Annotated in this window: 27 protein-coding genes; 26 read left to right on the plus strand and 1 reads right to left on the minus strand. The window is 66.0% G+C overall.

Going from position 1 to position 24,053, the window contains the following annotated elements:
• The first annotated feature begins 22 nt into the window (after positions 1-22).
• The 13 genes from ACP7AS_RS07585 to nuoI all read left to right on the plus strand — a co-directional run bounded on the left by ACP7AS_RS07585 (position 23) and on the right by nuoI (position 9,554).
• Positions 23-616: an NADH-quinone oxidoreductase subunit C gene (locus ACP7AS_RS07585; protein WP_426028776.1), complete on the plus strand. Its 594-nt coding sequence runs from the start codon at positions 23-25 to the stop codon at positions 614-616.
• 3 nt (positions 617-619) lie between these two features.
• The gene (locus ACP7AS_RS07590) at positions 620-1,030 is read left to right on the plus strand and encodes a hypothetical protein (RefSeq protein WP_426028264.1); all 411 of its coding nucleotides are present in this window, start codon (positions 620-622) and stop codon (positions 1,028-1,030) included.
• On the plus strand, positions 1,023-2,282 hold the full coding sequence (locus ACP7AS_RS07595) for an NADH-quinone oxidoreductase subunit D (protein WP_426028265.1): 1,260 nt from the start codon (positions 1,023-1,025) through the stop codon (positions 2,280-2,282). The genes ACP7AS_RS07590 and ACP7AS_RS07595 overlap by 8 nt, the downstream gene beginning before the upstream one ends.
• Positions 2,282-2,653 carry an SgcJ/EcaC family oxidoreductase gene (locus tag ACP7AS_RS07600; protein WP_426028266.1) on the plus strand — a complete coding sequence of 124 codons (372 nt, stop codon included), beginning with the start codon at positions 2,282-2,284 and terminating at the stop codon, positions 2,651-2,653. Before ACP7AS_RS07595 ends, ACP7AS_RS07600 begins: the two co-directional genes overlap by 1 nt.
• Entirely contained in the window at positions 2,650-2,838 is a 189-nt protein-coding gene (locus ACP7AS_RS07605; protein ID WP_426028267.1) for a hypothetical protein, read from the plus strand. The genes ACP7AS_RS07600 and ACP7AS_RS07605 overlap by 4 nt, the downstream gene beginning before the upstream one ends.
• Positions 2,838-3,500: an NADH-quinone oxidoreductase subunit NuoE gene (gene nuoE, locus ACP7AS_RS07610; RefSeq protein ID WP_426028268.1), complete on the plus strand. Its 663-nt coding sequence runs from the start codon at positions 2,838-2,840 to the stop codon at positions 3,498-3,500. The genes ACP7AS_RS07605 and nuoE overlap by 1 nt, the downstream gene beginning before the upstream one ends.
• 148 nt (positions 3,501-3,648) lie before the next feature.
• Positions 3,649-3,915 carry a hypothetical protein gene (locus ACP7AS_RS07615; protein WP_426028269.1) on the plus strand — a complete coding sequence of 89 codons (267 nt, stop codon included), beginning with the start codon at positions 3,649-3,651 and terminating at the stop codon, positions 3,913-3,915.
• Between the two features lie 3 nt (positions 3,916-3,918).
• Positions 3,919-5,232, plus strand: a complete 1,314-nt coding sequence (gene nuoF, locus ACP7AS_RS07620) for an NADH-quinone oxidoreductase subunit NuoF (protein WP_426028270.1) — start codon at positions 3,919-3,921, stop codon at positions 5,230-5,232.
• Between the two features lie 2 nt (positions 5,233-5,234).
• Complete coding sequence (locus ACP7AS_RS07625) at positions 5,235-5,732, plus strand: hypothetical protein (protein ID WP_426028271.1); 498 nt, start codon at positions 5,235-5,237, stop codon at positions 5,730-5,732.
• On the plus strand, positions 5,732-7,777 hold the full coding sequence (gene nuoG, locus ACP7AS_RS07630) for an NADH-quinone oxidoreductase subunit NuoG (RefSeq protein ID WP_426028272.1): 2,046 nt from the start codon (positions 5,732-5,734) through the stop codon (positions 7,775-7,777). The genes ACP7AS_RS07625 and nuoG overlap by 1 nt, the downstream gene beginning before the upstream one ends.
• 6 nt (positions 7,778-7,783) lie before the next feature.
• The gene (nuoH, locus tag ACP7AS_RS07635) at positions 7,784-8,848 is read left to right on the plus strand and encodes an NADH-quinone oxidoreductase subunit NuoH (RefSeq protein ID WP_426028273.1); all 1,065 of its coding nucleotides are present in this window, start codon (positions 7,784-7,786) and stop codon (positions 8,846-8,848) included.
• Positions 8,845-9,063 carry a hypothetical protein gene (locus ACP7AS_RS07640; protein ID WP_426028274.1) on the plus strand — a complete coding sequence of 73 codons (219 nt, stop codon included), beginning with the start codon at positions 8,845-8,847 and terminating at the stop codon, positions 9,061-9,063. The genes nuoH and ACP7AS_RS07640 overlap by 4 nt, the downstream gene beginning before the upstream one ends.
• Positions 9,063-9,554 carry an NADH-quinone oxidoreductase subunit NuoI gene (nuoI, locus tag ACP7AS_RS07645; protein WP_426028275.1) on the plus strand — a complete coding sequence of 164 codons (492 nt, stop codon included), beginning with the start codon at positions 9,063-9,065 and terminating at the stop codon, positions 9,552-9,554. The genes ACP7AS_RS07640 and nuoI overlap by 1 nt, the downstream gene beginning before the upstream one ends.
• Before the next feature lie 36 nt (positions 9,555-9,590).
• Here nuoI and ACP7AS_RS07650 read toward each other — a convergent pair whose 3' ends face one another.
• Positions 9,591-10,406: a methyltransferase domain-containing protein gene (locus ACP7AS_RS07650; RefSeq protein WP_426028276.1), complete on the minus strand. Its 816-nt coding sequence runs from the start codon at positions 10,404-10,406 to the stop codon at positions 9,591-9,593.
• Between the two features lie 234 nt (positions 10,407-10,640).
• Here ACP7AS_RS07650 and ACP7AS_RS07655 point away from each other — a divergent pair, with 234 nt between their 5' ends.
• From ACP7AS_RS07655 to dxr, 13 genes are all read left to right on the plus strand, one after another.
• A complete protein-coding gene (locus tag ACP7AS_RS07655) occupies positions 10,641-11,270 on the plus strand; it encodes an NADH-quinone oxidoreductase subunit J (protein ID WP_426028277.1) in 630 nt (209 codons plus the stop codon).
• Entirely contained in the window at positions 11,270-11,578 is a 309-nt protein-coding gene (gene nuoK / locus ACP7AS_RS07660) for an NADH-quinone oxidoreductase subunit NuoK (RefSeq protein ID WP_426028278.1), read from the plus strand. Before ACP7AS_RS07655 ends, nuoK begins: the two co-directional genes overlap by 1 nt.
• Before the next feature lie 8 nt (positions 11,579-11,586).
• Positions 11,587-13,689: an NADH-quinone oxidoreductase subunit L gene (gene nuoL / locus ACP7AS_RS07665; RefSeq protein ID WP_426028777.1), complete on the plus strand. Its 2,103-nt coding sequence runs from the start codon at positions 11,587-11,589 to the stop codon at positions 13,687-13,689.
• A gap of 11 nt (positions 13,690-13,700) precedes the next feature.
• Positions 13,701-15,179 (plus strand): NADH-quinone oxidoreductase subunit M, encoded by a 1,479-nt coding sequence (locus ACP7AS_RS07670; RefSeq protein WP_426028778.1) that lies wholly within the window; start codon positions 13,701-13,703, stop codon positions 15,177-15,179.
• A 7-nt stretch (positions 15,180-15,186) separates the two neighbouring features.
• The gene (gene nuoN, locus ACP7AS_RS07675) at positions 15,187-16,632 is read left to right on the plus strand and encodes an NADH-quinone oxidoreductase subunit NuoN (protein WP_426028279.1); all 1,446 of its coding nucleotides are present in this window, start codon (positions 15,187-15,189) and stop codon (positions 16,630-16,632) included.
• A 6-nt stretch (positions 16,633-16,638) separates the two neighbouring features.
• On the plus strand, positions 16,639-17,388 hold the full coding sequence (locus ACP7AS_RS07680; RefSeq protein ID WP_426028280.1) for a biotin--[acetyl-CoA-carboxylase] ligase: 750 nt from the start codon (positions 16,639-16,641) through the stop codon (positions 17,386-17,388).
• A complete protein-coding gene (locus ACP7AS_RS07685; RefSeq protein WP_426028281.1) occupies positions 17,388-18,167 on the plus strand; it encodes a type III pantothenate kinase in 780 nt (259 codons plus the stop codon). The genes ACP7AS_RS07680 and ACP7AS_RS07685 overlap by 1 nt, the downstream gene beginning before the upstream one ends.
• Positions 18,164-19,837, plus strand: a complete 1,674-nt coding sequence (locus tag ACP7AS_RS07690; RefSeq protein WP_426028282.1) for a ribonuclease J — start codon at positions 18,164-18,166, stop codon at positions 19,835-19,837. Before ACP7AS_RS07685 ends, ACP7AS_RS07690 begins: the two co-directional genes overlap by 4 nt.
• Positions 19,838-19,912: 75 nt before the next feature.
• Positions 19,913-20,653, plus strand: coding sequence for a UMP kinase (pyrH, locus tag ACP7AS_RS07695; RefSeq protein WP_426028283.1), 741 nt, complete (start codon positions 19,913-19,915; stop codon positions 20,651-20,653).
• Between the two features lie 35 nt (positions 20,654-20,688).
• Positions 20,689-21,246 carry a ribosome recycling factor gene (gene frr, locus ACP7AS_RS07700; RefSeq protein ID WP_426028284.1) on the plus strand — a complete coding sequence of 186 codons (558 nt, stop codon included), beginning with the start codon at positions 20,689-20,691 and terminating at the stop codon, positions 21,244-21,246.
• Between the two features lie 29 nt (positions 21,247-21,275).
• Complete coding sequence (gene uppS, locus ACP7AS_RS07705) at positions 21,276-22,040, plus strand: polyprenyl diphosphate synthase (RefSeq protein ID WP_426028285.1); 765 nt, start codon at positions 21,276-21,278, stop codon at positions 22,038-22,040.
• Positions 22,040-22,855 carry a phosphatidate cytidylyltransferase gene (locus ACP7AS_RS07710; RefSeq protein ID WP_426028286.1) on the plus strand — a complete coding sequence of 272 codons (816 nt, stop codon included), beginning with the start codon at positions 22,040-22,042 and terminating at the stop codon, positions 22,853-22,855. Before uppS ends, ACP7AS_RS07710 begins: the two co-directional genes overlap by 1 nt.
• Positions 22,852-24,048, plus strand: coding sequence for a 1-deoxy-D-xylulose-5-phosphate reductoisomerase (gene dxr / locus ACP7AS_RS07715; RefSeq protein WP_426028287.1), 1,197 nt, complete (start codon positions 22,852-22,854; stop codon positions 24,046-24,048). Before ACP7AS_RS07710 ends, dxr begins: the two co-directional genes overlap by 4 nt.
• Positions 24,049-24,053: the final 5 nt, after the last annotated feature.

A 24,053-nucleotide genomic window follows, 5' to 3' on the forward strand; every position in this document is an offset into this window, starting at 1 on the left:
CGCGCTCGCTCGTGTTGAAGAGATCGAGACCGCGCTGACACCGCTGGGTGCCGAGATGGTCGGCGAGCTGGGCGTCGAGGCGCAGATCGCGTTCGGCGAGCTGACGCTGATCGCCACGCGGGGCAATATTTTGTCGGTGCTGACGTCGCTGAAGGACCGGTTCGGCTTCCAGCAGTTGCTGGATCTGTGCGGGGTGGACTTCCCCGATCGGGCCGAGCGCTTCGAGGTGGTCTATCACCTGCTGTCGATGACGCGGAACGTGCGGGTGCGGGTCAAGCTGACGACCGACGAGGTCCAGCCGGTACCCAGCGCCGTCGGTGTCTTCCCCTGCGCCGACTGGTTCGAGCGCGAGGCGTTCGACATGTACGGCATGCTGTTCGAGGGCCATCCGGACCTGCGCCGGCTGCTGACCGACTATGGCTTCCAGGGACATCCGCTGCGCAAGGACTTCCCCATGACCGGCTATGTCGAGGTCCGGTACGACGAGGAACAGAAGCGGGTGATCTACGAACCCGTAAAACTGACACAGGAATTCCGGAACTTTGACTTCCTGTCGCCTTGGGAAGGTGCCGAATACCCGGCGACCGTTCTGCCAGGGGACGAGAAAGCGCGGTGATCCATGGCCATGAATCGTGCAGCGATCCGTTCGGCGTCATTCTTCTTCCTGGTGACCTTCTCGACGGCGTTCCTGTTTACCCTCGGTGCCCGGCTGACCGGCTGGTTCACGCGCGCGCCGGAGATCCCCGCCCAGCAGCTTCAGGCTCTCGGCGTGGCCATCATGGTCGCTGTGGTCTGTCTGGCCGTCGGCGCTGGCATTCGCCGGCTGACCCCCGGCGAGCTGCAGAGCGCGCTGCTGGGCGCTTCGGCGGTGCTGCTGTCGACGCCGCTGGCGCTGGCGGTGCTGACCGGCAACTGGGAGCTCTCGACGGCCGCGGTCTCGGGCATGGGCGTGCTGACCCTGGCTCTGGGCTGGGTCGTGGCCCTGACCCGCAAGACACGGCTGCACGACGAGGATTCCGCTGATGGCTGACGGCCACAACACGCCCCTGCCGATCGGGGCCACGGACATCTTCGACGACGGTCTGACCGAACACGCCCGCGCGCTGGACGACCGCAAATTCACGATTAATTTCGGCCCGCAACACCCGGCCGCCCATGGCGTGCTGCGTCTGGTGCTGGAGCTGGACGGGGAGCTGGTCACGCGCGTCGATCCGCACATTGGCCTGCTGCACCGCGGCACCGAAAAGCTGATGGAGGCGCGGACCTATCTGCAGAACGTGCCGTATCTGGACCGCCTCGACTATGTCGCGCCGATGAACCAGGAGCACGCCTTCTGCCTGGCCATCGAGAAGCTGCTGGGGCTCGATATTCCGTACCGCGCCCAGTTGATCCGGGTGCTGTATTCCGAGATCGGCCGGATCCTGTCGCACCTGCTGAACGTGACCACCCAGGCCATGGACGTGGGCGCGCTGACGCCGCCGCTCTGGGGCTTCGAGGAACGCGAGAAGCTGATGGTGTTCTACGAGCGCGCCTCGGGTGCGCGTCTGCACGCCAACTATTTCCGCCCCGGCGGCGTGCATCAGGACCTGCCCAACGCCCTGATCGACGACATCGGCCGCTGGTGCCTCGAGTTCCCGGCGGCGCTGAAGGACATCGAATCCCTCGTCACCGAGAATCGCATCTTCAAACAGCGCAACGTCGACATCGGCGTGGTGTCGAAACAGCAGGCGCTGGACTGGGGCTTCACCGGGGTGATGCTGCGCGGCTCGGACATTCCGTGGGACCTGCGCAAGTCGCAGCCCTACGAATGCTACGCCGAGATGGAGTTCGACATTCCGGTCGGCAAGAACGGCGACTGCTGGGACCGCTACCTCTGCCGCATCGAGGAGATGAAGCAGTCGGTCCGGATCATGGAGCAGTGCATCCACAAACTGCGCAACTGCCCCGGCGAGCCGGTGATGGTCGAGGACAACAAGATCGTCCCCCCGCGGCGCGGTGAGATGAAGCGGTCGATGGAAGCGCTGATCCACCACTTCAAACTCTACACCGAAGGCTTCAAGACGCCGGTGGGCGAGGTTTACGCGTCGGTCGAGGCCCCGAAGGGCGAGTTCGGCATCTATCTGGTCTCGGACGGCACCAACAAGCCGTACCGGGTGAAGATTTCGGCCCCCGGCTTCCGCTCGCTGCAGGCGATGGACTGGATGAACCGCGGCCACATGCTGGCTGACGTGTCAGCCATTCTCGGCTCGCTGGACATCGTGTTCGGGGAAGTCGACCGGTGATGTTCGACTGCGATCCCGCTGCCGTCGTCGACCAGCAGCTCGCCGCATGGCGCGCGCGCGACGCGGAGGCGTTTGCATCCCATTATGCCGCCGACGCGGTGATGGCGGATCACCCGGGCGTGGTGACGTTCAGCGGCCGCGAGGCTATCCAGGCGCGCTACGCCCAGGCCTTCGCAACGCGGGGACCGGCAGAGGTGGTCATCGAGACCCGGATCGTTTCCGGCGACTACGTCGTCGACGATGAGACGGTTTCGTGGGCGCAGGGCGGCGGACGGGCCGTCGTCATCTATCGCGTGCAGAACTGTCAGATCACCCGCGCGGACTATTTGCCGTTCCAGAGGACTCCAGCCGCGTCGGAGCCGGCCCGGTGACCGACAAACCTCTGAGCGACGCGGTCCGGCAGGGCTGGGCGGTGGTCGGCTATACGGTGACCGACAGCGGCGGGGAGACGTGGAAGCACAATTTCCTGCTGAGCCGGCAGGGACAGCACAAGGTGCTGACCATCCGCAAGAAAATGATGGGCGAAGGCGTCGTCGCCTCTGAAATGGAAGTCTGATGAGCGTTCGTCGTCTCGCCAAGGTACAGCCCGCCTCGTTCGCCTTCTCGAAGGCGACGAAGGCTAAGGCCGACTGGTGGATCGCCAAATATCCCGAAAACCGCCGTCAGTCGGCGGTGATCCCGATCCTGTGGCTGGTGCAGAAGCAGGAGGGCTGGTGCCCCGAGCCGGCGTTGCGCGCCATCGGCGAGCTGCTGGCCATGCCCTATATCCGGGTGCTGGAGGTCGCGACCTTCTACACCATGTTCATGCTCGAGCCGGTCGGCACGAGCGCGCTGATCCAGGTGTGCGGCACGACGCCCTGCGCGCTGCGCGGCGCGGGCGACCTGATGGACGTCTGCAAGAAGAAGATCGGTCCGAAGGACACGCTGAGCGCCGACGGCCGCTTCACCTGGCAGGAAGTCGAATGCCTGGGGGCCTGTGCCAATGCACCGATGGCCCAGATCAACGACTACTATTTCGAAGACCTGACGGCCGAGACGATGGGCCAGATCATCGACGACTTCGCCGCCGGCAAGAAACCGAAGCCCGGCTCGCGCGTCGGCCGCGCCAGCTCCGAGCCCGAGGGCGGGGCCCTGACCCTGACCGATCCGAAACTTTATGACGGCACGGCGGGCAAGACGATCAAGAAACTGCCGAACTCCGATCCGGTGACGGCATGATCGTTGTCACTCCGCTCATCCCGGCGAAAGCCGGGACCCAGTCCTTTCATGAGGCTGGGTGCATGGGACTGGCCGGGCGGGTCAGCGGCACCACCGATCGCCCAAAGAACTGGTTCCCGGCTTTCGCCGGGATGAACGGGTGTTTGTGATGGCCAAGCCCGATCTGTCCGATGATGCGAAGATCGCCGAGTACCGTGCCGAACTGCGCACGGTCGGCCGTAACCAACGCCTGGCCGGGTTCGCCCTCGTCGTTCTCGGGGCGATCGCGGTCTGGTCCGCGAGCTTTGCCGGGGCTGCGGGCCCGGCCGTGCAATGGGCGGGCTATGCCGGTCTGGCCTTCGGCTGGGCGCTGATGCTGGCGGCCATCTTCCTTCGTACGCGTTATCACCGCCGCCGCATGGCGGAGATGGACTGAATCATGGTCGGAATTCTCGAAGACAAGGATCGCATCTTCACCAACCTGTACGGGCTCCAGGACTGGGGCCTCGAGGGGGCGAAGAAGCGCGGCGCGTGGAACGCGACCAAGGACATGCTCGACCTCGGTCGGGACTGGATCATCGCCAACGTCAAGAATTCGGGCCTGCGCGGCCGCGGCGGCGCTGGCTTCTCGACCGGTCTGAAGTGGTCCTTCATGCCGAAAGAGGTGAAGGACCGGCCGCACTATCTGGTCGTCAACGCAGACGAGTCCGAACCCGGGACCTGCAAGGACCGGGAGATCATGCGCCACGATCCGCAGTTGCTGATCGAGGGCTGCCTGATCGCCAGCTTCGCGATGCAGGCGCACGCCTGTTACATCTATCTGCGCGGCGAATATGTGCTGGAACGCGAGCGCATGGAGGCCGCGGTCAAGCAGGCCTATGAGGCCAAGCTGATCGGCAAGAACAACGTCCATGGCTGGGATTTCGACGTCTATATCCACCACGGCGCGGGGGCCTATATCTGCGGCGAGGAGACGGCGCTGCTGGAGTCGCTCGAGGGCAAGAAGGGCCAGCCGCGGCTGAAGCCGCCGTTCCCGGCCGGCGCGGGTCTGTACGGCTGTCCGACCACGGTGAACAACGTCGAGTCGATCGCGGTGGTCGGCACCATCCTGCGCCGCGGGGCCGAGTGGTTCGCGGGCTTCGGCCGGCCGAACAACACCGGCACCAAGATCATGTCGATCAGCGGCCATGTGAACCGGCCGTGCAATGTCGAGGAGGCGATGTCGATCCCGCTGCGTCAGCTGCTGGAAGACCATTGCGGCGGCGTGCGCGGCGGCTGGGACAATCTGAAGGCCATCATCCCGGGCGGCTCCTCGGTGCCGCTGATCACGCGCGAGATGTCGGAAGTCGCGCTGATGGATTTCGACTCCTTGCGCGACATGAAGTCGGGCCTCGGCACGGCGGCGGTGATCGTCATGGACCAGTCGACCGATCTGGTCCGCGCCATCGCCCGCATCAGCTATTTCTACAAGCATGAGAGCTGTGGCCAGTGCACGCCGTGCCGCGAGGGTACGGGCTGGATGTGGCGGGTGCTGGAGCGGATGGCCGTCGGCGAGGCCGACCCGTCCGAAATCGACCTGCTGCTGGAGGTCTCGACCCAGATCGAGGGCCACACCATCTGCGCGCTCGGCGACGCCGCCGCCTGGCCGGTGCAGGGGCTGATCCGGCATTTCCGCCACGAGATCGAGGAGCGCATCGCCTCCTACCGCAGCCGCCGTGCGAACTTCGCCGGCCACGCGATCGCGGCGGAGTAGGGATGCGCGCGCACGCCGTCATGTTCGGGACCGTTGTGGCTCTCGCCGCTTGCGGCGAGCGCGCGAACTCGCCCGCACCGACGCCGGCCGAGACGGTCTCGGCCGGGAACCCGGCGTCCGACGCCGAGGCCAGCGTGCCGGTCGTGCTGACCGCCGCCAACCTGCGCCGCGTGTGTCGCGCCGGTCTGGCCGCGATCCATGGTCAGGGCCTGCAGGACATCCAGATCGACGGCCTGGAAGGCCAGGTCGCCAACGCCTCGTGGCGCGCGCCGGTCGATGGCGGCCGCCGCCGGGCCCAGTGCCGGGTCGACGGCGACATCGTCACCTGGAAGCCGGTCGGCGCGACCAATCCCGCACAGGACCGCTGGATGAACCAGTCCGGCGACCCCGTGGCGCGCTTCGTCCTTGACGGCGACGCCATCACCATCAACACGACGCTCCCCGATGGGAGCACCGCGACGGAAACCTATTCCGTGGCTGCTGAGCAAGAGGCCCGCTGATGCCCGTCGCCAAGGTCAACGGCGTAGAAACCGAATTCGAGCCCGGCATGACCGTGCTCCAGGTCGCCGAGCGCGCCGGGCACGAGATTCCGCGCTTCTGCTATCACGAGCGGCTGTCGATCGCCGGCAACTGCCGCATGTGCCTGGTCGAGGTGAAGCCCGGACCACCGAAGCCGCAGGCGTCGTGCGCCCTGCCGGCCGCCGAGGGCCAGGAAATCTTCACTGACACGCCGATGGTCAAGAAGGCGCGCGAAGGGGTGATGGAGTTCCTGCTCATCAACCACCCGCTGGACTGCCCGATCTGCGACCAGGGCGGCGAGTGCGACCTGCAGGACCAGGCCATGGGCTACGGCCGCGACGGTTCCCGCTATGCCGAGAACAAGCGCGCGGTCGAAGAAAAGAACATGGGTCCGACCATCAAGACCTTCATGACGCGGTGCATCCAGTGCACCCGCTGCGTGCGGTTCGTGACCGAAGTGGCGGGCGTGCCGGACATCGGCATGATCTCGCGCGGCGAGGACGCCGAGATCACGACCTATCTGGAAAAGGCGGTCGACAGCGAACTGTCGGGCAACGTCAACGACCTGTGCCCCGTCGGTGCCCTGACCCACCGGCCGTGGCAGTACCACTATCGCCCGTGGGAACTGAAGAAGACCGAGACCATCGACGTGATGGACGCCTTGGGTTCGAACATCCGCGCCGATGCCAAGGGCTCCGAGGTGATGCGCATCCTGCCGCGTGTCCACGAGGGCATCAACGAGGAGTGGCTGTCCGACGTCAGCCGCTACGCCGTCGACGGCCTGCAGGCCCGACGGCTGGACCAGCCGTATGTGCGCGAGAATGGCAAGCTGCGCGCAGCGTCCTGGGACGAGGCCCTGGGCGTCGTTGCGGCCAGGCTGACGGCGGCCCCGGCCGACCGGATCGGCGTCATCGCCGGCGACCTGCAGGACGCGGAATCGATGAAGGCGGCGCTGGACCTGTTCCGCGCCCTCGGCTCGAACAATACGGATTGCCGTCAGGACGGGTCACCGCTGGGCCATGGCCCGCGCGAGAGCTGGCTGTTCAACTCGGGTCTGGCGGGCGTCGAGAAGGCCGACGCCGTGCTGATCATCGGGGCCAACCCGCGCACCGAGGCCCCGCTGCTGAACGCCCGGCTGCGCAAGGCGTGGCTGGCGGGCGCATCGGAGATCGGCCTGATCGGTGATCAGGCGGAACTGACCTATGACTACAGCTGGCTCGGCGCCGGCTCGAAGGCGCTGGCCAAACTGCCCAAGGCCGCTCTGGACGCGCTGATGAAGGCCGAGCGGCCGGCGATCATCGTCGGCGGCGGAGCCCTGGCGGGTGAGGGCGGGCCGGCGGTGCTGAACGCGATCGGTGCACTGGCCAAAAAGGTCGGCGTGATTTCCGAAGGCTGGAACGGCTTCAACGTCCTGCACACCGCCGCATCGCGCGTGGCCGGTCTGGACATGGGTTTCGTGCCGGGCGAGGGCGGGCTGACGGTGTCGGCCATGCTGAAGCCGGACGCCCTGGACGTGCTGTTCCTGCTAGGTGCCGACGAGGTCAATCCGACGGCGTCGAAGGCGTTCCGCGTCTATCTGGGCAGCCACGGCGACCGCGGCGCGCACGGCGCGGACGTGGTCCTGCCGGGCGCGGCCTATACCGAGAAGTCGGGCCTGTATGTGAACACCGAGGGCCGGGTGCAGATGGCCGAACGCGTCGTCTTCCCCAAGGGGCAGGCGAAAGAGGACTGGGCCATCCTGCGGGCGCTGTCGGCCAAGGTCGGCCAGACCCTCCCGTACGATACCCTGGACGCGCTGCGCACGAAGCTGATGGCCGATCATCCGACCTTCGGCCGCATCGACTACCTGCCGACCCCGGCAGCGTTCGACGTCGGCGCGCTGGGCAAGAAGGGCGATCTCGGCGACGTCGTTTTCACCTCGGCGGTGCGCGACCCCTATCTGAACAACCCGATCACGCGCGCCAGCGTGACCATGGCCGAGCTGTCCGCCCTGCGGATCGCCCCGGTCGCCATGGCGGCGGAGTAAGGCCCGATGGAATTCTGGACCACTCCGCTCGGCTGGACCCTCGCCACCATCGGCGGGATTCTGATCGTCACCGTCGGCATCCTGATCTCGCTGGCCTTCCTGCTGCTGGCGGACCGCAAGATCTGGGCGGGCGTGCAGATGCGCAAAGGCCCCAACGTGGTGGGGCCCTTCGGCCTGCTGCAGTCGTTCGCCGACTTCTTCAAATTCGTGCTCAAGGAAATCATCGTCCCGGCCGGTGCCGACAAGCTTGTTTTCCTTCTTGCGCCGCTGCTGACCTTCATCCTCGCCTTCATCGCCTGGGCAGCCATTCCGTTTGCGCCGGGCTGGGTGATCTCGGATCTGAACGTCGGCATCCTGTACATCTTCGCCATCTCGAGCCTCGGCGTGTACGGCATCATCATGGGCGGCTGGGCTTCGAACTCGAAGTATCCGTTCTTGGGGTCACTGCGCAGCGCGGCGCAGATGGTGTCCTATGAGGTGTCCATCGGTCTGGTGATCATCAACGTGATCCTGCTGGCCGGGACGATGAACCTGTCGTCGATCGTGACACAGCAGCAGGGCATGTTCTGGAACTGGTTCGCCTTCGGCGGCGGGGCAGGGACCTGGCCGACCATTGTGGTGATGATCCCGATGGCGGTGATCTTCTTCGTCTCGGCCCTGGCCGAGACCAACCGCCCGCCGTTCGATCTGCCCGAGGCCGAGTCGGAACTGGTGGCCGGCTACCAGGTCGAATATTCCTCGACCCCCTATCTGCTGTTCATGATCGGCGAATACGCCAACATCGTCTTCATGTGCGCCATGATGAGCCTGCTGTTCCTCGGCGGCTGGAACCCGGGCGTGCCGCAGGACTGGCTTGACGCCCTGCCGGGCTGGCTGGAACAGGCGATCTATCTGGTCACCTTCCTCGCCAAGATCGTCGTCGTCTTCTTCTTCATCGCCCTGGTGAAGGCCTTCGTGCCGCGCTACCGCTATGACCAGCTGATGCGGCTGGGCTGGAAGATCTTCCTGCCGACCTCGCTGGTCTGCGTCGTCGTGGTCGCCGCCTGGCGCGTGTTCGCGGTGGGTGCATGAGCCGGATCCTGATCCTCGGGCTGCTGGCAGCCATGACCAGCGCCTGCACCATCCCGACCTATGAGGCCGATCCCGTGTCGGTCTATCAGTGGGAACGGCGCCAGGAAGGCATCCAGCGCCGGCAGGCCGAGCGCGAACGCCTGTGCCGCATCACAAAAGAGGACGACCCGCGCAAGGAAGAGCTTTGCCGCGGCGTGTCCGGAGCCAGACCCTAATGTTCAACCGTCTCGTCCAGGCCGCGAAGGGCGCGCTGCTGATCGACGCCATCGGTGCGATCGGCCTGTCGTTCAAATACATGGCCCGCCCCAAGGCGACCGTAAACTATCCGTTCGAGCGCAATCCGCAGTCGCCGCGCTTCCGCGGCGAGCACGCCCTGCGCCGCTATGCCAACGGCGAGGAACGCTGCATCGCCTGCAAGCTGTGCGAGGCGATCTGCCCGGCCCAGGCCATCACCATCGAGTCCGAACCGCGCGCCGACGGCAGTCGCCGCACGACCCGCTACGACATCGACATGGTCAAATGCATCTACTGCGGCCTGTGCGCGGAAGCCTGCCCGGTGGACGCCATCGTCGAGGGGCCGAACTCCGAGTTCACGACCGAGACCCGCGAAGAGCTGCTGTACGACAAGGATCGACTGCTCGCGAACGGCGACCGCTGGGAACGGCTGATCGCGAAGAATCTGGAACTCGACGCGCCTTACCGGTGACCGGGCTCCTCCCCGCACTGCGAGGAGGAGACGGACTCAGATCTTCTCGGCTATGATCTCCAGCACCATCGGTGTGATCATCACCGCGTTCGGATCGGCCTCGGCGGCGTCGAAGGCGGCGGTGACGCGATCGGCCCAGGCCTGGTCGACCTTGCCGGCCTCGACCAGATGGCGCGGATAGTTGCGGCCCCAGGTCGCCGGCCACTGCCAAACCAGATCGCCCTTGCGCACCGTCTCGACGATCGGCTGCATCGAGCGGATGCGGAAGCCTGCGGCGGGCAGCAGGGCGGGCAGGGCGCGACCGATGTTGGGCTCGCCGCCGGTCGCGCGCCAGTCCTCGACCACAAGCTGCTTCAACTCCTCCATCGCCGGCTGGTCAGGCAGTATGGCGAGGGTGTTGTAATCGAGATACTCGTGGATCACCGCCACCCCCCCGGGGCGCAGGGCGGCGTGCAGCTTGGCCAGCACCAGTGCCGGATCGCTGACGAAGGCCAGGACCCAGCGAATCCAGAAGGCGTCTGCGCCGGCGGCGGGCAGGGGGTCGGTGACGAGGTCCACGGTCGCGGCGTCGATGTTGCGCAGACCCCGCGCTTCGGCGGATCGACTGAGCACATCGACGAACCGGGCCGATCGCTCCAGGGCGTGAACGCGGCCCCCGGCTCCGACGATCTCGGCCAGATCCAGACTGGCCCAACCTGGACCGGCCCCGGCGTCGATAACCTTCGAGCCGACGGTGATTCCCGCCCGCCGCCACGCGTCCAGCACGCGCGGCCGCCAGACCCGGTGTTGCAGACCGAGACGCTCGACCTCGCCGTCATGAGTGCCCAGAAGATAGTCGCGTTCTTCACTCATGACGGTTTCCTTGCCTGCTCTCCAAACTGGGACCGCGGCCCCCCCGGGGCAAGATGGGAAGGCGCGGTTGTCGGCCGTCGTATTCGGTCTTTGCAAAGGCCCCGGCGGCGGTTAGAAGTCGCGCGCTTTCCGAGGCATTCCGGGCGGGATTCGCAACCGGGTTTCGGTTTTTGTCTGAACGATTCGCTGGCCGCCGCTTCGCTCGCCGGCAAGGCGTTAGGAGCCGATTGCGCGATGCTCTTGCAAGGCCTGGCCTTCTATATTCTTTCGGCGGTCGCCGTGCTGGGTGGCCTGATGGTCGTCACGGCCAGGAACCCTGTTCACAGTGTGCTTTGGCTGATCCTGGCCTTCTTCTCGTCGGCGGGGCTGTTCGTCCTGCTGGGGGCCGAGTTCCTGGCCATGCTGCTGGTCGTCGTCTACGTCGGCGCGGTGGCGGTGCTGTTCCTGTTCGTCGTCATGATGCTGGACGTGGACTTTGTGAAGTTGCGCGAGGGCTATGCGCGCTATCTGCCGCTGGCGATGATCGTGGCCGGGATCCTGCTGGCCGAGATGATCATGATCTCGCTGACCGTGGTCAGCGGCGGCGCGGCAGCCGACGCCATCGGGCCGGTCGCGTCGACGGCGGAAATGTCCAATGTCGAGGCTATCGGACGCGTTCTGTACACGGACTATGTCTATGTCTTCCAGGCGGCGGGGATCGTGCTGCTGATCGCCATGATCGGGGCCATCGTCCTGACCCTTCGCCACAAGCCCAACATCAAACGCCAGAACGTCGCGCGCCAGGTCGGCCGCGACGCGAAGACGGCGATGGAAGTGAAGTCGGTCACGACCGGCGCGGGCATTACCCCCGAGGATCTGGTCTGATGGTCGTCACCCTCGAACACTATCTGGCGGTCGCCGCCATGCTGTTCACCATCGGCGTGTTCGGCATCTTCGTGAACCGCAAGAACGTCATCATCATCCTGATGTCGATCGAGCTGATCCTGCTGGCCGTGAACATCAATTTCGTCGCCTTCTCGGCCTATCTCAATGACGTGCAGGGGCAGATCATGGCCATGTTCGTCCTGACCGTGGCCGCCGCCGAGGCCGCCGTCGGTCTGGCCATCCTGGTGACCTTCTTCCGCAACCGCGGCGACATCGCGGTTGACGACGCCTCGGTTATGAAGGGCTGACCGTGAGTATCGAGACCCTCGTAACCCTCGGCGTCTTCGCCCCGCTGCTCGGCGCGGTCATCGTCGGCCTGTCGGGCCGCCGGCTCGGCGACCTGATTTCAAAATCCATCACCACGGGCCTGCTGTTCTTCGCCTGCGCCGTGTCCTGGACGGTGTTCAGCCAGTGGACCTGGGGCGGTCTTCAGGCTTTCACCGTCGAGCTGTTCCCCTTCATCAATGTCGGCGACTTCCAGTCCGTCTGGTCGATCCGGATCGATGCCCTGTCGGCGACCATGCTGGTGGTGGTGACCACGGTGTCATCGCTCGTGCACCTGTATTCCTGGGGTTATATGTCCGAGGACCCCGACAAGCCGCGGTTCTTCGCCTATCTGTCGCTGTTCACCTTCGCCATGCTGGCGCTGGTGACGGCCGCCGATTTCATGCAGCTGTTCTTCGGCTGGGAAGGGGTGGGCTTGGCGTCCTATTTGCTGATCGGATTCTGGTACAAGAAGCCGACCGCCAGCGCCGCCGCCATCAAGGCGTTCGTCGTCAACCGGGTCGGCGACTTCGGCTTTGCCCTGGGCATCTTCACCGTCTTCTGGATGTTCGGCACGATCCAGTTCGCCGAGCTGTTCCCGATGATCGCCTCGAAGGCGGGCACGGGCTGGGCGTTCCTGGGCCACACCTGGTCGGCGATCGATCTGGCGGCCTTCCTGCTGTTCATCGGCGCCATGGGCAAGTCGGCCCAGTTCTTCCTGCACACCTGGCTGCCGGACGCGATGGAGGGCCCGACTCCCGTGTCGGCGCTGATCCATGCCGCGACCATGGTCACCGCCGGCGTCTATATGGTCTGTCTGCTGAGCCCGATCTTCGAATATGCGCCGGTCGCCTCGGCGATTGTCGCCCTGGTCGGGGCGGTGACCGCCCTGTTCGCGGCCACGGTCGGTCTGGCGCAGAACGACATCAAGCGGGTCATCGCCTATTCGACCTGTTCGCAGCTGGGCTACATGTTCTTTGCGGCGGGCGTCGGCGCCTATCAGGCCGCCATGTTCCACCTGTTCACCCACGCCTTCTTCAAGGCCCTGCTGTTCCTGGGGGCCGGCTCGGTGATCCACGGCATGCACCACGAGCAGGACATGCGGAAGATGGGCGGGCTGTGGAAGCTGCTGCCGGTCACCTATGCGGTGATGACCATCGGCACCATCGCCATCACCGGCCTGGGCATCCCCGGCGTCGGCGGATTCGCGGGCTTCTACTCCAAGGACTCGATCATCGAGAGCGCCTTTGCCTCGTTCTCCAGCGGCCACAGCGCCATGGGCCTGTTCGCCTTCATGATCGGCATCCTCGCCGCGGGCCTGACGGCCTATTATTCGTGGCGTCTGGTGTTCATGACCTTCCACAACACGCCTGTCTGGAAGGACGCGCATCACGACGAGCATGCGCCTGATCACGCCCATGACGACCACGCCTCCCATGCCCAGCTGGAGACCCACTCCGAGCCGATCGCCGACACGCACGCCGACGACGGGCATGCCCATGACGACCACGGCCATCATGGTCCGCTGAAGCCGCACGAGAGTCCGTGGGTGATGCTGGTTCCGCTGATCCTGCTGTCCGTCGGGGCCGTCGCGGCAGGCTTCGCCTTCGCACCGCATTTCATCGGTGATGGCGAGCATGCGTTCTGGCGCGGGGCGATCTTCACCGGGCCGGACAATTACGTCCTGCACGAGAGCCACGACGTTCCGACGTGGGTGAAATGGTCGCCGCTGATCCTGACGCTGATCGGCACCTTCGCCGCTTTCTGGCTCTATGTCCTCAAGGAAGGCATGGCCCGCCGGATGGCCGACAGGGGCAGCGTGATCCACGCCTTCCTCTACAACAAATGGTATTTCGATGAGCTGTATGACGCCGTGTTCGTGCGCGGTGCCAAGGCGCTCGGCGACCTGTTCTGGAAGATCGGCGACGTGAAGATCATCGACGGTGGCGGACCCAACGGCATGGCCTGGGTGTCGCGGATGTTCGCGGGCGGTCTGGCCCGGTTCCAGTCCGGCTATGTCTATTTCTACGCCTTCGTGATGTTGCTCGGCCTGGCCGGTTTCCTCGCCTTTGCCATCTTCACGTGGGGAGCCTGATCTTGCCCCAGATCCCCTACATCCTCAGTCTCGTCACCTTCCTGCCCATGGTGGGTGCCGGCCTGATCCTGCTGGCGCGCCTGGTCAACAAGGGTTCGGCTGACAATGCGGCGCGCTGGATCGCCATGGCGGCCACGCTGGTGACCCTGGCGGTTTCGGCCGTGCTGGTGGCGACCTTCGATCCGTCGAGCGCGGCCTATCAGTTCGTGGAGCGGCAAGACTGGTTCGCGGGTGCGCAGTACCACATGGGCGTGGACGGGATTTCGATCCTGTTCGTGCTGCTGACGGCCTTCCTGATGCCGATCTGCATCCTGGCCAGCTGGAAGACGATCACTGACCGCGTGGTCGACTATATGATCGCCTTCCTGGTGCTGGAGACGCTGGTCATCGGGGTGTTCACCTCGCTGGACCTGTTCCTGTTCTACATCTTCTTCGAAGGCACCCTGGTGCCGATGTTCATCATCATCGGCGTGTGGGGCGGGGCGAACCGGATCTATGCCTCGTACAAATTCTTCCTCTACACCCTGCTGGGGTCCGTGCTGATGCTGCTGGCCATGCTGTGGATGGCGGCCGAGACGGGCACGACCAGCATTCCAGACCTCAAGGCATACGCCTTCAGCCCCTCGGTTCAGCCGCTGCTCTGGCTGGCCTTCTTCGCCTCGTTCGCGGTGAAGATGCCGATGTGGCCGGTGCACACCTGGTTGCCCGACGCCCACGTGCAGGCCCCGACGGCAGGCTCGGTGATCCTGGCCGGCATCTTGCTGAAACTGGGGGGCTACGGCTTCATCCTGTTCAACCTGCCCATGTTCCCGGACGCGTCGAAGATGTTTGCGCCCCTGGTCTTCGCCCTGTCGGCCATCGCCGTCGTCTACACCTCGCTGGTCGCCTTCCGTCAGACGGACATCAAGAAGCTGATCGCCTATTCCTCGGTGGCGCACATGGGCTTCGTGACCATGGGTATCTTCGCCGGCAACGCCCTCGGCGTTCAGGGCGCAGTGTTTCAGATGCTGAGCCACGGCCTGATCTCGAGCGCGCTCTTCCTCTGCGTCGGCGTGGTCTATGACCGGATGCACACCCGCGAGATCGCCTTCTACGGCGGTCTGACCAGCCGGATGCCCTGGTTCGCGGCCATCTTCCTGATGTTCACCATGGCCAATGTCGGCCTGCCGGGCACATCGGGCTTCATCGGCGAAATCCTGACCATGACGGGCGTGTATGGCGTGTCGACTTGGACAGCGCTGTTCGCGGCGACCGGCGTGATCTTCTCGGCCGTCTATGCCCTGACGCTGTACCGCAATGTCATGTTCGGCGAGATCACCAATCCGGCGCTGAAGGCCATCACCGACATCGACAAGCGCGAGCTGTTGATCTTCGCGCCGCTGATCATCGGCACCCTGTGGCTGGGCGTGCAGCCCGGTCTGGTGCTGGACTATACCGCCGCCTCGGTCGAGGCCCTGACTTCCGCCTATCGTATCGCGATCGGTGGGTGAGACGATCATGCCTGACCTGATTTCCGCCCTTCACCTATCCGCTCCGGAAGCGACGCTGGCCGTCGGCGGCCTGGTGCTGCTGATGCTCGGCGCCTTCATGGGCGAGAAGAGCGCGCGGCTGGTGTCGATCCTGTCTGTGGCCCTGCTGGTCGCCGCAACCGCCGTCACCGTGACGGGTCCGCTGGGGCGGGCCTTTAACGGGGCCTATGTCGCCGATCCACTGGCCGTGTACGGCAAGGCGGTGATCTTCCTGTCGAGCGCGGTGGCGATCATCCTCGGCGGCGGCTGGATGCAGCGGGCGCGGATCGCGCGGTTCGAATACCCGATCCTGATCGTGCTGGCCTCGGCCGGCATGGGGATGATGGCGTCGTCGGGCGATCTGATTTCGCTCTACATCGGCATCGAGCTGCATTCGCTGGCCCTGTATGTGCTGGCCGCCTTCCACCGCGACGACCTCAAGGCCTCAGAGGCCGGGCTGAAGTATTTCGTGCTTGGGGCCCTGTCGTCGGGCCTGCTGCTCTATGGGGCCAGCCTGATCTACGGCTTCTCGGGCTCGATGCGGTTCGACGAGATCGCCGCCTATGCCGCGACCAACCCGTCGCCGGGCCTGATCTTCGGGCTGGTGTTCCTGATCTGCGGTCTGGCGTTCAAGGTTTCGGCCGCGCCATTCCACATGTGGACGCCCGACGTCTATGAGGGCGCGCCCACGCCCGTCGTCGCCCTGTTCGCCACCGCGCCCAAGGTCGCGGCCATGGTGCTGATCGCCCGCACGCTGGAGGGCGCCTTCGCCGGATCGCACGACCAGTGGGCGCAGGTGCTGATCCTGATCTCGCTGATCAGCTTCGCTGTCGGCGCGTTCGGCGGTCTGGCGCAGAAGGATCTCCAGCGCCTGCTGGCCTATTCGTCGATCGCCAACATCGGCTACGCCCTTCTGGGCATTGCTGCCGGCACGACGGCGGGCATCCAGGCCATGCTGGTTTTCATGACCCTGTATGTGATCGACCAGTTCGGCTTTTTCGCCATCCTGCTGTCGCTGTCGCGCGGTGGCAGGCCGATCCGGCAGATCTCGGACCTTGCCGGTCTGCGCAGGGACAAGCCGGTGACGGCCCTGGCCCTGACCGCGCTATGCCTGTCGGTCCTGGGCATGCCGCCGTTCTCGGGCTTCTGGGGCAAGTTTTACGTCTTTGGTGCGGCCGCCGACGCCGGTTACTGGATGGTCGGTGCGGCGGGCCTGGTCGCCTCGGTCGTGGCGGGCTTCTACTATCTGCGGATCATCAAGCTGATGTGGTTCGACAAGGCCCCCGAGGGCATCGAGCCGACGGATGCTTCGCCGATCGAGGCGAAGACCATCGCCTGGGTCGCCGCGGCCTTCTCTTTCCCGCTGGTGATCGTCGGTCTGACGTGGATCGAGCCCCTGAGCCGGGCCGCCGCCGTCGGGTTCGGAGCCGGATAGGGCGCGATGCCCGCCGCCCCGATCCTGTTGCTGGAGGAGACCGACTCGACCAATGCGGACGCCCGCCGCCGCGCCGACGCGGGCGAGACGGGACCGCTGTGGATCGTCGCGCGCCGTCAGACCGCCGGTCGCGGACGGCGAGGGCGCAATTGGGAGAGCGAAGGGGGAAACCTGTTTTCCACCTTGCTGCAACTGACCCGAAAACCGCCGGCCGAAGCGGCGCAGGTGACGTTTGTCGCCGCACTGGCCGTCGCCGACCTGATCGATGCCTTTGCGCCGCCGTCCCTGGTCACGATCAAATGGCCCAATGACGTGATGCTGGCGGGTGACAAGGTCTCGGGCGTCCTGGTCGAGTCCGGGGCCCATCAGACCGGGGGCCTGTGGCTGGCGGTCGGGATCGGGGTGAACCTGGCCCATGCCCCGCAGGCGACCGAGCGGCCCGCGACGGCGCTGGTGCATCATCTGCGCGGTGACGTGACGGTGCCGCCGACCGTCGAAGCCGCCGCTGCGACCCTGGCCGAGGCCTTCGCGGTTTGGATGGAGCGTTGGGAAACGCTGGGCTTCCAGCCGATCCTTGACGCCTGGCAGGCCCGGACACCGGGGCTGGACGGGCCGGCGGTGGCCCGGCTGGGCCGCGAGACCGTCGAGGGACGGGCCGAGGGCGTGGCACCGGACGGCGCGCTGAAACTGAGACTGGCGGACGGTTCGCTGCGGCTGATTTCGGCCGGCGATGTCTTCTTCGGGGAGGCCGCGTAATGCTTCTGGCGATCGAGCAGGGCAACACCAACACGCTGTTTGCGGTGCATGACGGGACCGAATGGGTCGCCCAGTGGCGCACGGCCACACACGCCAACCGCACCGCCGACGAATACGCCGTCTGGCTGAGCCAGCTTCTTTCCATGCGCGGCCTGTCGATCAGCCAACTGGACGGCTGCATCATTTCCAGCGTGGTGCCGCAGTCGATCTTCAACCTGCGCAACCTGGCGCGCCGCTATCTGTCGGTCGAACCCCTGGTCGTCGGCGACAATGTCGACCTCGGCATGACCGCGCGGATCACCAAGCCGAGCGAGGCCGGGGCGGACCGGCTGGTCAATGCCATCGGCGCGCACCTGCTCTATCCCGGCGACCTGATCGTGATCGACAGCGGCACCGCCACCACCTTCGATGTCGTGGCCGCTGACGGGGCTTTCGAGGGGGGTCTGATCGCCCCGGGGATCAATCTGTCGCTGCAGGCGTTGCATGAGGCCGCCGCAATGTTGCCCCGTATCGCCATCCAGAAGCCGGACCGGGTGATCGGCAAGGACACCGTCTCCAACATGCAATCGGGCGTATTCTGGGGCTATGTCGCCCTGATCGAAGGCCTGGTTGCGCGCATCAAGGCCGAGTGGGGCAAGCCCATGACGGTCATCGGAACCGGCGGGGTCGCCTCGCTGTTCGAAGGCGCAACAGATTCAATCGACCGGTTTGATCCGGACCTGACCATCCGCGGCCTGCTCGAAATCTGGCGGCGGAACACCCATCTAAAGGACACATGAAAAAGAAAACCAACGACGAGTTCGTCTTCCTGCCGCTGGGCGGGTCGGGCGAAATCGGTATGAACCTGAACCTCTACGGCTACGGCCCCGAGGCGAACCGCGAGTGGCTCGTGGTCGATGTGGGCGTGACCTTCGGCGACCTGTCGACGCCCGGCGTGGACGTGATCGTGCCCGATCCGGCCTTCCTGGAAGGCGAGACGATCCGCGGCATCGTCCTGACCCACGCGCATGAGGACCATATCGGGGCCCTGGGCTGGCTGTGGTCGCGGATGAAGGCACCCCTTTACGCCACGCCCTTCACCGCCTTCCTGATCCGCGAGAAGCTGCGCGAGGCGGGCATTCTGGATCAGGTCCAGTTGATCGAGGTGCCGCTGGGAGGCACCGTCGATCTGGGGCCGTTCGAGGTGACCTTCGTCACCATGACCCATTCGATCGCCGAGCCGAACGGCCTGGCCATCAAGACGCCGCTGGGCACGGTGCTGCACACCGGCGACTGGAAGATCGACGACGATCCCATCATCGGCGAGGTCACCGATGCGGGTGCCATCACCCGCCTGGGCGATGACGGTGTCCTGGCCATGGTCTGTGATTCCACCAACGTCTTCGTCGAGGGATCGGCGGGCTCCGAAGGCGGCGTCCGCGACGCTCTGATCGATCTGATCGGCGGTCTGAAGGGCCGAATCGCGGTGGGCTGTTTCGCCTCAAACGTGGCCCGTATGGACAGCGTGATCCGCGCCGCCGAGGCGGCCGGGCGGCGCGTCTCGCTGGCGGGACGGTCGATGCATCGCATCACCTCGGCGGCCAAGTCCGTCGGCATGCTGAACGACGTTAAGCCGTTCCTGTCGGACGAGGAGGCCCGCGTCTGGCCGGCCGACCAGATCCTGTATCTGTGCACCGGCAGCCAGGGCGAGGCGAGGGCGGCCCTGTCGCGCGTCGCCGAGGGGACCCACCCCTACATCAAGCTCAGCAAGGGCGATCACTGTATCTTCTCGTCGCGTGTCATCCCGGGCAACGAGCTCTCCATCGGCCGTCTGCAGGACAAGCTGACCGACCGCGGCGTGCGCCTCTACACCGAGAAGGACCATCCGGGCATTCACGTCTCCGGCCACCCGTGCCGCGAGGAACTGCGCCAGATGTATCGCTGGGCGCGGCCGCAGATCGCGGTGCCCACCCACGGCATGCGCCGCCATCTGGCCGAGCACGCCAACCTCGCCAAGGACATGGGCGTGCCGGAGACAGTCACGCCGAGGAATGGCGACATGGTGCGTCTGGCTCCCGGGCCGGCTGCCATCATCGACGAGGTCCCGAGCGGCCGGCTGTACGTCGACGGCGGGCGTCTGGTCACCGAACAGGGCGAGGCCCTGAATGAGCGTCGTCATGCCTCGACCAACGGTGTGCTGATCGTCAGCTTCGCCATGGACAAGCGTGGCAAGATCGTCAGCGACATCGACGTCCGCGCCATCGGCCTGCCGGGTGATGCACAATCGCCGCTGGGAGACTCGCTGGACAGCCTGGCCGAGCGCGCCGAGCAGGCGGTGATGAAGCTCAAGGGCGCATCGCTGGAGGACGAGATGGTCATCGAACAGGCCGTCGCCCGGGCGTTGAAGAAGGCCAGCCAGCAGATCTGGGATCGCCGCCCGATCGTGGAAACGATCATTCTTCGGCTCTAATCCGGGTAGTCAGGCCTTTGAACGGGCGGGTTCGCTTCCTATAAGGAGCCGAATCCGCCGCCCAGGACCTCCCTCATGCCCGACGCACCCCCCGAGTTTCTCTACAAGCGCGTCCTGCTGAAGGTCTCGGGCGAGGTGCTGATGGGCGAGCAGGCCTATGGGATCGACATGGCGACGGTGGCCGGCGTTGCCCAGGCCGTGGCCGACGTCGCACGCGAGGGCGTGGAAATCTGCCTGGTCATCGGCGGCGGCAACATCTTCCGGGGACTGAGCAAGGCCGCCGGCGATATGGAGCGCGCGACGGCCGACTATATGGGCATGCTGGCGACCGTCATGAACGCCCTGGCCATGCAGGCCGCGCTCGAGAAAATCGGCGTCCAGACGCGGGTGCAGAGCGCCCTGACCATGAACGCCGTAGCCGAGCCCTATGTGCGCCGCCGGGCCTTGCGTCATCTCGAAAAGGGCCGGGTGGTGATCTTCGCCGCCGGCGTGGGTGCGCCGTTCTTCACCACCGACTCGGGCGCCGCGTTGCGCGCCGCCGAGATGGGCTGCGACGCCCTGCTGAAGGGCACCAGCGTGGACGGCGTCTATACGGCCGATCCGAAGAAGGACCCGACCGCCACGCGTTACGAGACCCTGACCTATCACGATGTGCTGGCGAAAGACCTGAAGGTCATGGACGCCTCGGCCATCGCCCTGATGCGTGACTCGGGCATCCCGATCGTGGTCTTCTCGATCCGGGAACACAATTCGCTGCGTCGGACGTTGAAGGGGGAGGGGACCTTTACGGTCATCTCGTCCAAAAAAGCCGCCTGAGCCGCCAAAGACAAGAAAACGCGAGAGAAACGACCATGGCCAAGCCCGACCTCAAGACCTACCGCGACCGCATGGACAAGTCTGTGTCCGCCCTGAAGGAAGAGTTCAACGGCCTGCGCACGGGCCGGGCCAACGTCGGCCTGCTGGATCCTGTGCAGGTGCAGGCCTATGGCTCCAATGCCCCTTTGAACTCGGTCGCCGCCATCAGTGTGCCCGAGCCGCGCATGATCTCGGTCAGTGTCTGGGACAAGTCCATGGTCGGGCCGGTCGAGAAGGCCATCCGCGCCGCGGGACTGGGCCTGAACCCGATCGTCGACGGTCAGACCCTGCGCATTCCGGTGCCGCCCCTGACCGAGGAACGTCGCAAGGACCTGGCCAAGCTGGCCGGCAAATACACCGAACAGCAGAAGATATCCGTCCGCAACGTTCGCCGTGACGCCAATGAGGACCTGAAGAAGGCCGAGAAGGCGGGCGAGATCAGCCAGGACGAGCAGAAGAAGATGGAAACAGAGGTCCAGAAGGACACCGATGCGGCCATCAAACGCATCGACGAGGCCTTGAGGGCCAAGGAAGTCGAGATCATGCAGGTTTGACGGCGCGATTTGTCGTAGGATAAGCGTCCATGTTCGCCAAACCCTCCCAGCCCGCCGCGCCGATTGAAGGGCCGCGTCACGTCGCCCTGATCATGGACGGCAATGGGCGCTGGGCGGAAGCGCGAGGCCTTCCGCGCGCCGTTGGCCATCGCGAGGGGGTGCAGGCGTTGAAGCGGACGGTTCAGGCCGCGCCCGATTTGGGCATCGGATGTCTGACGGTGTTCGGCTTCTCGACCGAAAACTGGCGGCGGCCGGCCGAAGAGGTTTCCGACCTCATGGGGCTGGTCCGGTCGTATGTCGCCAGTGACCTGAAGCGCCTGGAACGCGAGGGCGTAAAGGTGCGGGTGCTGGGCCGCCGAACGGGCCTGCCCGCCGACATTGAAGCCATCATTGAACGGGCGGAGAAGTCGACAGCCCACAATGACAAATTCATCCTTCAGGTCGCCTTCAACTATGGCGGCCGGGCCGACATCGTCGATGCGGCGCAGCGTCATGTCGATCTGGTCCTCGCCGGCAAGGCGACGGGTCCGCTTGATGAGGAGACCCTGGGCCTGGGTCTGTCCACTGCCGGCGCGCCTCCCGTCGATGTGATCGTGCGCACCTCGGGCGAGCAGCGGCTTTCGAACTTCCTGCTGTGGGAGGCGGCCTATGCCGAGCTGGTCTACCAGAACGTGCTGTGGCCGGACTATGGCCCTGAAGCGCTGGCCGATGTCGTCTTGCAGTATCGCAACCGGGACCGGCGTTTCGGCGGCCGGGCGACGCCGTATGCGGCCCCAGCCCTCGCGGTCGGCTGATGGCGGTCAAGGTCAGCGACCTCGGGCCGCGGGCCCTGTCGGCCATTGTGCTCGCACCGGCAGCCGTGCTGGCCATCTGGGCCGGCGGGCCGTGGTTCCTGGGTTTGATGCTGGCGGCGTGCGCCCTGCTGGCTGTCGAATGGGCGAGGATGAGCGCCTCGCGGGCATGGCGCGTCATGGCCGGTGCCGTCGGCTTCGGCCTGGTGGCGGGAGTCGTGGCGGCCTACGCGCAGCAGCTGTCTCTGGCGCTGGTCATGCTTGTCTTCGGCGCCGTTGCGGCGGGTTTGTTCGCGCGTAATCGGGGACAGGAAGCGCTGGATGCGGCCTATGGTGTCCTCTACCTCGGCTGGCCGGCGGTGCTGCTGATCTGGCTGCGGGATTCCGAGAGCCAGGCGGGTCTGGCCTGGACGGTGTCCGCGTTCGCCATCGCCTGGGCTTCGGACATCATGGCCTATGTGGTGGGAAATCTGGTCGGCGGTCCCAAGCTGTGGCCGCGATTCTCGCCGAACAAGACATGGTCAGGCTTTATCGGCGGACTGGCGGCCGGGACGGTTGCGGGCAGCCTGCTGGCGACCTTCCTTGAGCTGGGCATCGGTCCGGTCTGGGGCGCGGTCCTGGGCCTGGCAGCGGCGCTGGCGACCATGGCCGGCGACCTGTGGGAGTCCGCTCTCAAGCGGCGCTTTGGCGTCAAGGACGCCGGCAAGTTGATCCCCGGCCACGGTGGCCTGCTGGACCGGGTCGATGGACTGATGTTTGCTGTTGTGGTGGTGGCCTGCGGCCGCCTGCTGGTCGGGCTCTTCGGGGGAGGCGCATGATCCACCGTCGCATCACGGTTCTCGGTTCGACCGGCTCGGTCGGTTGTTCGACGCTGGATCTGATGGATCAGATCGAGAGCGCAGGTGCCGGGACATTCGAGGTTATAGCCCTGACGGGCGGGGCCAATATCGCGCGGCTTGTGGAACAGGCCCGCCGCTGGAAGCCGCAGATTGCGGTGACCGCGGATCCGGCGCGGCTGGAGGCGCTGCGCGACGGTCTCGCCGGAACAGGCGTGGCGGTGGCGGCAGGCGAGGCGGCGATCATTGAGGCGGCCACCTGGCCGGTGGACTGGATCATGGCGGCCATCGTCGGTGCGGCGGGGCTGCGTTCGGCCTGGGCCGCGGCCTCGACGGGCGGCACTCTGGCGCTCGCGAACAAGGAGAGCCTGGTCTGCTGTGGCCCGGCCCTGATCCATCGGGTGAAACAATCCGGCGGGCGGCTGATCCCGGTCGACTCCGAGCATTCGGCCATCCATCAGGTGTTCCCGCACGACGCGCCCGAACAGGTCGCCAAACTGGTGTTGACGGCGTCGGGCGGACCGTTCCGGACCCTGCCGCGCGAAGCGCTGGGCGCGATCACGCCGGAACAGGCCGTGGCCCACCCGAACTGGAGCATGGGGGCCAAAATTTCGGTCGACAGCGCGACCATGGCCAACAAGGGACTGGAAACGATCGAGGCGGCCTATCTGTTCGACATGCCAGCCGAGCGGATCGAGGTGGTGGTGCATCCCGAGTCGATCATCCACAGCATGGTCGAATACATCGACGGCTCGACGCTCGCCCAGATGGGGCCGCCGGACATGAAGACGCCGATCGCCTTTGCCCTGGGTTGGCCCGACCGGATCGCCTGGCAGGCACCGCGTCTGGATCTCGCCCGCCTGGGGCAGTTGACGTTCGAGGCACCGGACGAGGCGCGCTTCCCGGCCCTGAAACTGGCCCGTCAGGCACTCGAGGCCGGGGGCGTCGCGCCGATCGTATTCAATGCGGCCAACGAGGTTGCGGCCCTGGCTTTTCTTGACCGTCGCCTGGGCTTTCTCAATATTGCCGCAGTCGTCGCCGACACCTTGTCGCGCGTGACGGGCCCGGGGGCAGTTTCCTCTTCCAACGATGCATGCGACGCGGCCCTCGAGGTTGATGCGCAGGCACGAAGGACGGCGGAATTGATCCTCCAGGGCATCGCGGCGGCAGCCTGACGGCG

This window comes from Brevundimonas sp. TWP2-3-4b2, from assembly GCF_049897345.1.
Lineage (GTDB): Bacteria > Pseudomonadota > Alphaproteobacteria > Caulobacterales > Caulobacteraceae > Brevundimonas.

What these genes read in the sequence shown, in the direction of transcription:
- ACP7AS_RS07650 (WP_426028276.1), bottom strand. Translation starts at nt 10,406, where the DNA reads ATGAGTGAAGAACGCGACTATCTTCTGGGCACTCATGACGGCGAGGTC.
- nuoE (WP_426028268.1), top strand. Translation starts at nt 2,838, where the DNA reads ATGAGCGTTCGTCGTCTCGCCAAGGTACAGCCCGCCTCGTTCGCCTTC.
- ACP7AS_RS07625 (WP_426028271.1), top strand. Translation starts at nt 5,235, where the DNA reads ATGCGCGCGCACGCCGTCATGTTCGGGACCGTTGTGGCTCTCGCCGCT.
- uppS (WP_426028285.1), top strand. Translation starts at nt 21,276, where the DNA reads ATGTTCGCCAAACCCTCCCAGCCCGCCGCGCCGATTGAAGGGCCGCGT.
- dxr (WP_426028287.1), top strand. Translation starts at nt 22,852, where the DNA reads ATGATCCACCGTCGCATCACGGTTCTCGGTTCGACCGGCTCGGTCGGT.
- ACP7AS_RS07690 (WP_426028282.1), top strand. Translation starts at nt 18,164, where the DNA reads ATGAAAAAGAAAACCAACGACGAGTTCGTCTTCCTGCCGCTGGGCGGG.
- ACP7AS_RS07615 (WP_426028269.1), top strand. Translation starts at nt 3,649, where the DNA reads ATGGCCAAGCCCGATCTGTCCGATGATGCGAAGATCGCCGAGTACCGT.
- ACP7AS_RS07655 (WP_426028277.1), top strand. Translation starts at nt 10,641, where the DNA reads ATGCTCTTGCAAGGCCTGGCCTTCTATATTCTTTCGGCGGTCGCCGTG.
- pyrH (WP_426028283.1), top strand. Translation starts at nt 19,913, where the DNA reads ATGCCCGACGCACCCCCCGAGTTTCTCTACAAGCGCGTCCTGCTGAAG.
- ACP7AS_RS07590 (WP_426028264.1), top strand. Translation starts at nt 620, where the DNA reads ATGGCCATGAATCGTGCAGCGATCCGTTCGGCGTCATTCTTCTTCCTG.
- nuoK (WP_426028278.1), top strand. Translation starts at nt 11,270, where the DNA reads ATGGTCGTCACCCTCGAACACTATCTGGCGGTCGCCGCCATGCTGTTC.
- nuoI (WP_426028275.1), top strand. Translation starts at nt 9,063, where the DNA reads ATGTTCAACCGTCTCGTCCAGGCCGCGAAGGGCGCGCTGCTGATCGAC.
- nuoH (WP_426028273.1), top strand. Translation starts at nt 7,784, where the DNA reads ATGGAATTCTGGACCACTCCGCTCGGCTGGACCCTCGCCACCATCGGC.
- nuoG (WP_426028272.1), top strand. Translation starts at nt 5,732, where the DNA reads ATGCCCGTCGCCAAGGTCAACGGCGTAGAAACCGAATTCGAGCCCGGC.
- ACP7AS_RS07710 (WP_426028286.1), top strand. Translation starts at nt 22,040, where the DNA reads ATGGCGGTCAAGGTCAGCGACCTCGGGCCGCGGGCCCTGTCGGCCATT.
- nuoF (WP_426028270.1), top strand. Translation starts at nt 3,919, where the DNA reads ATGGTCGGAATTCTCGAAGACAAGGATCGCATCTTCACCAACCTGTAC.
- ACP7AS_RS07595 (WP_426028265.1), top strand. Translation starts at nt 1,023, where the DNA reads ATGGCTGACGGCCACAACACGCCCCTGCCGATCGGGGCCACGGACATC.
- ACP7AS_RS07600 (WP_426028266.1), top strand. Translation starts at nt 2,282, where the DNA reads ATGTTCGACTGCGATCCCGCTGCCGTCGTCGACCAGCAGCTCGCCGCA.
- ACP7AS_RS07640 (WP_426028274.1), top strand. Translation starts at nt 8,845, where the DNA reads ATGAGCCGGATCCTGATCCTCGGGCTGCTGGCAGCCATGACCAGCGCC.
- frr (WP_426028284.1), top strand. Translation starts at nt 20,689, where the DNA reads ATGGCCAAGCCCGACCTCAAGACCTACCGCGACCGCATGGACAAGTCT.
- nuoN (WP_426028279.1), top strand. Translation starts at nt 15,187, where the DNA reads ATGCCTGACCTGATTTCCGCCCTTCACCTATCCGCTCCGGAAGCGACG.
- ACP7AS_RS07680 (WP_426028280.1), top strand. Translation starts at nt 16,639, where the DNA reads ATGCCCGCCGCCCCGATCCTGTTGCTGGAGGAGACCGACTCGACCAAT.
- ACP7AS_RS07685 (WP_426028281.1), top strand. Translation starts at nt 17,388, where the DNA reads ATGCTTCTGGCGATCGAGCAGGGCAACACCAACACGCTGTTTGCGGTG.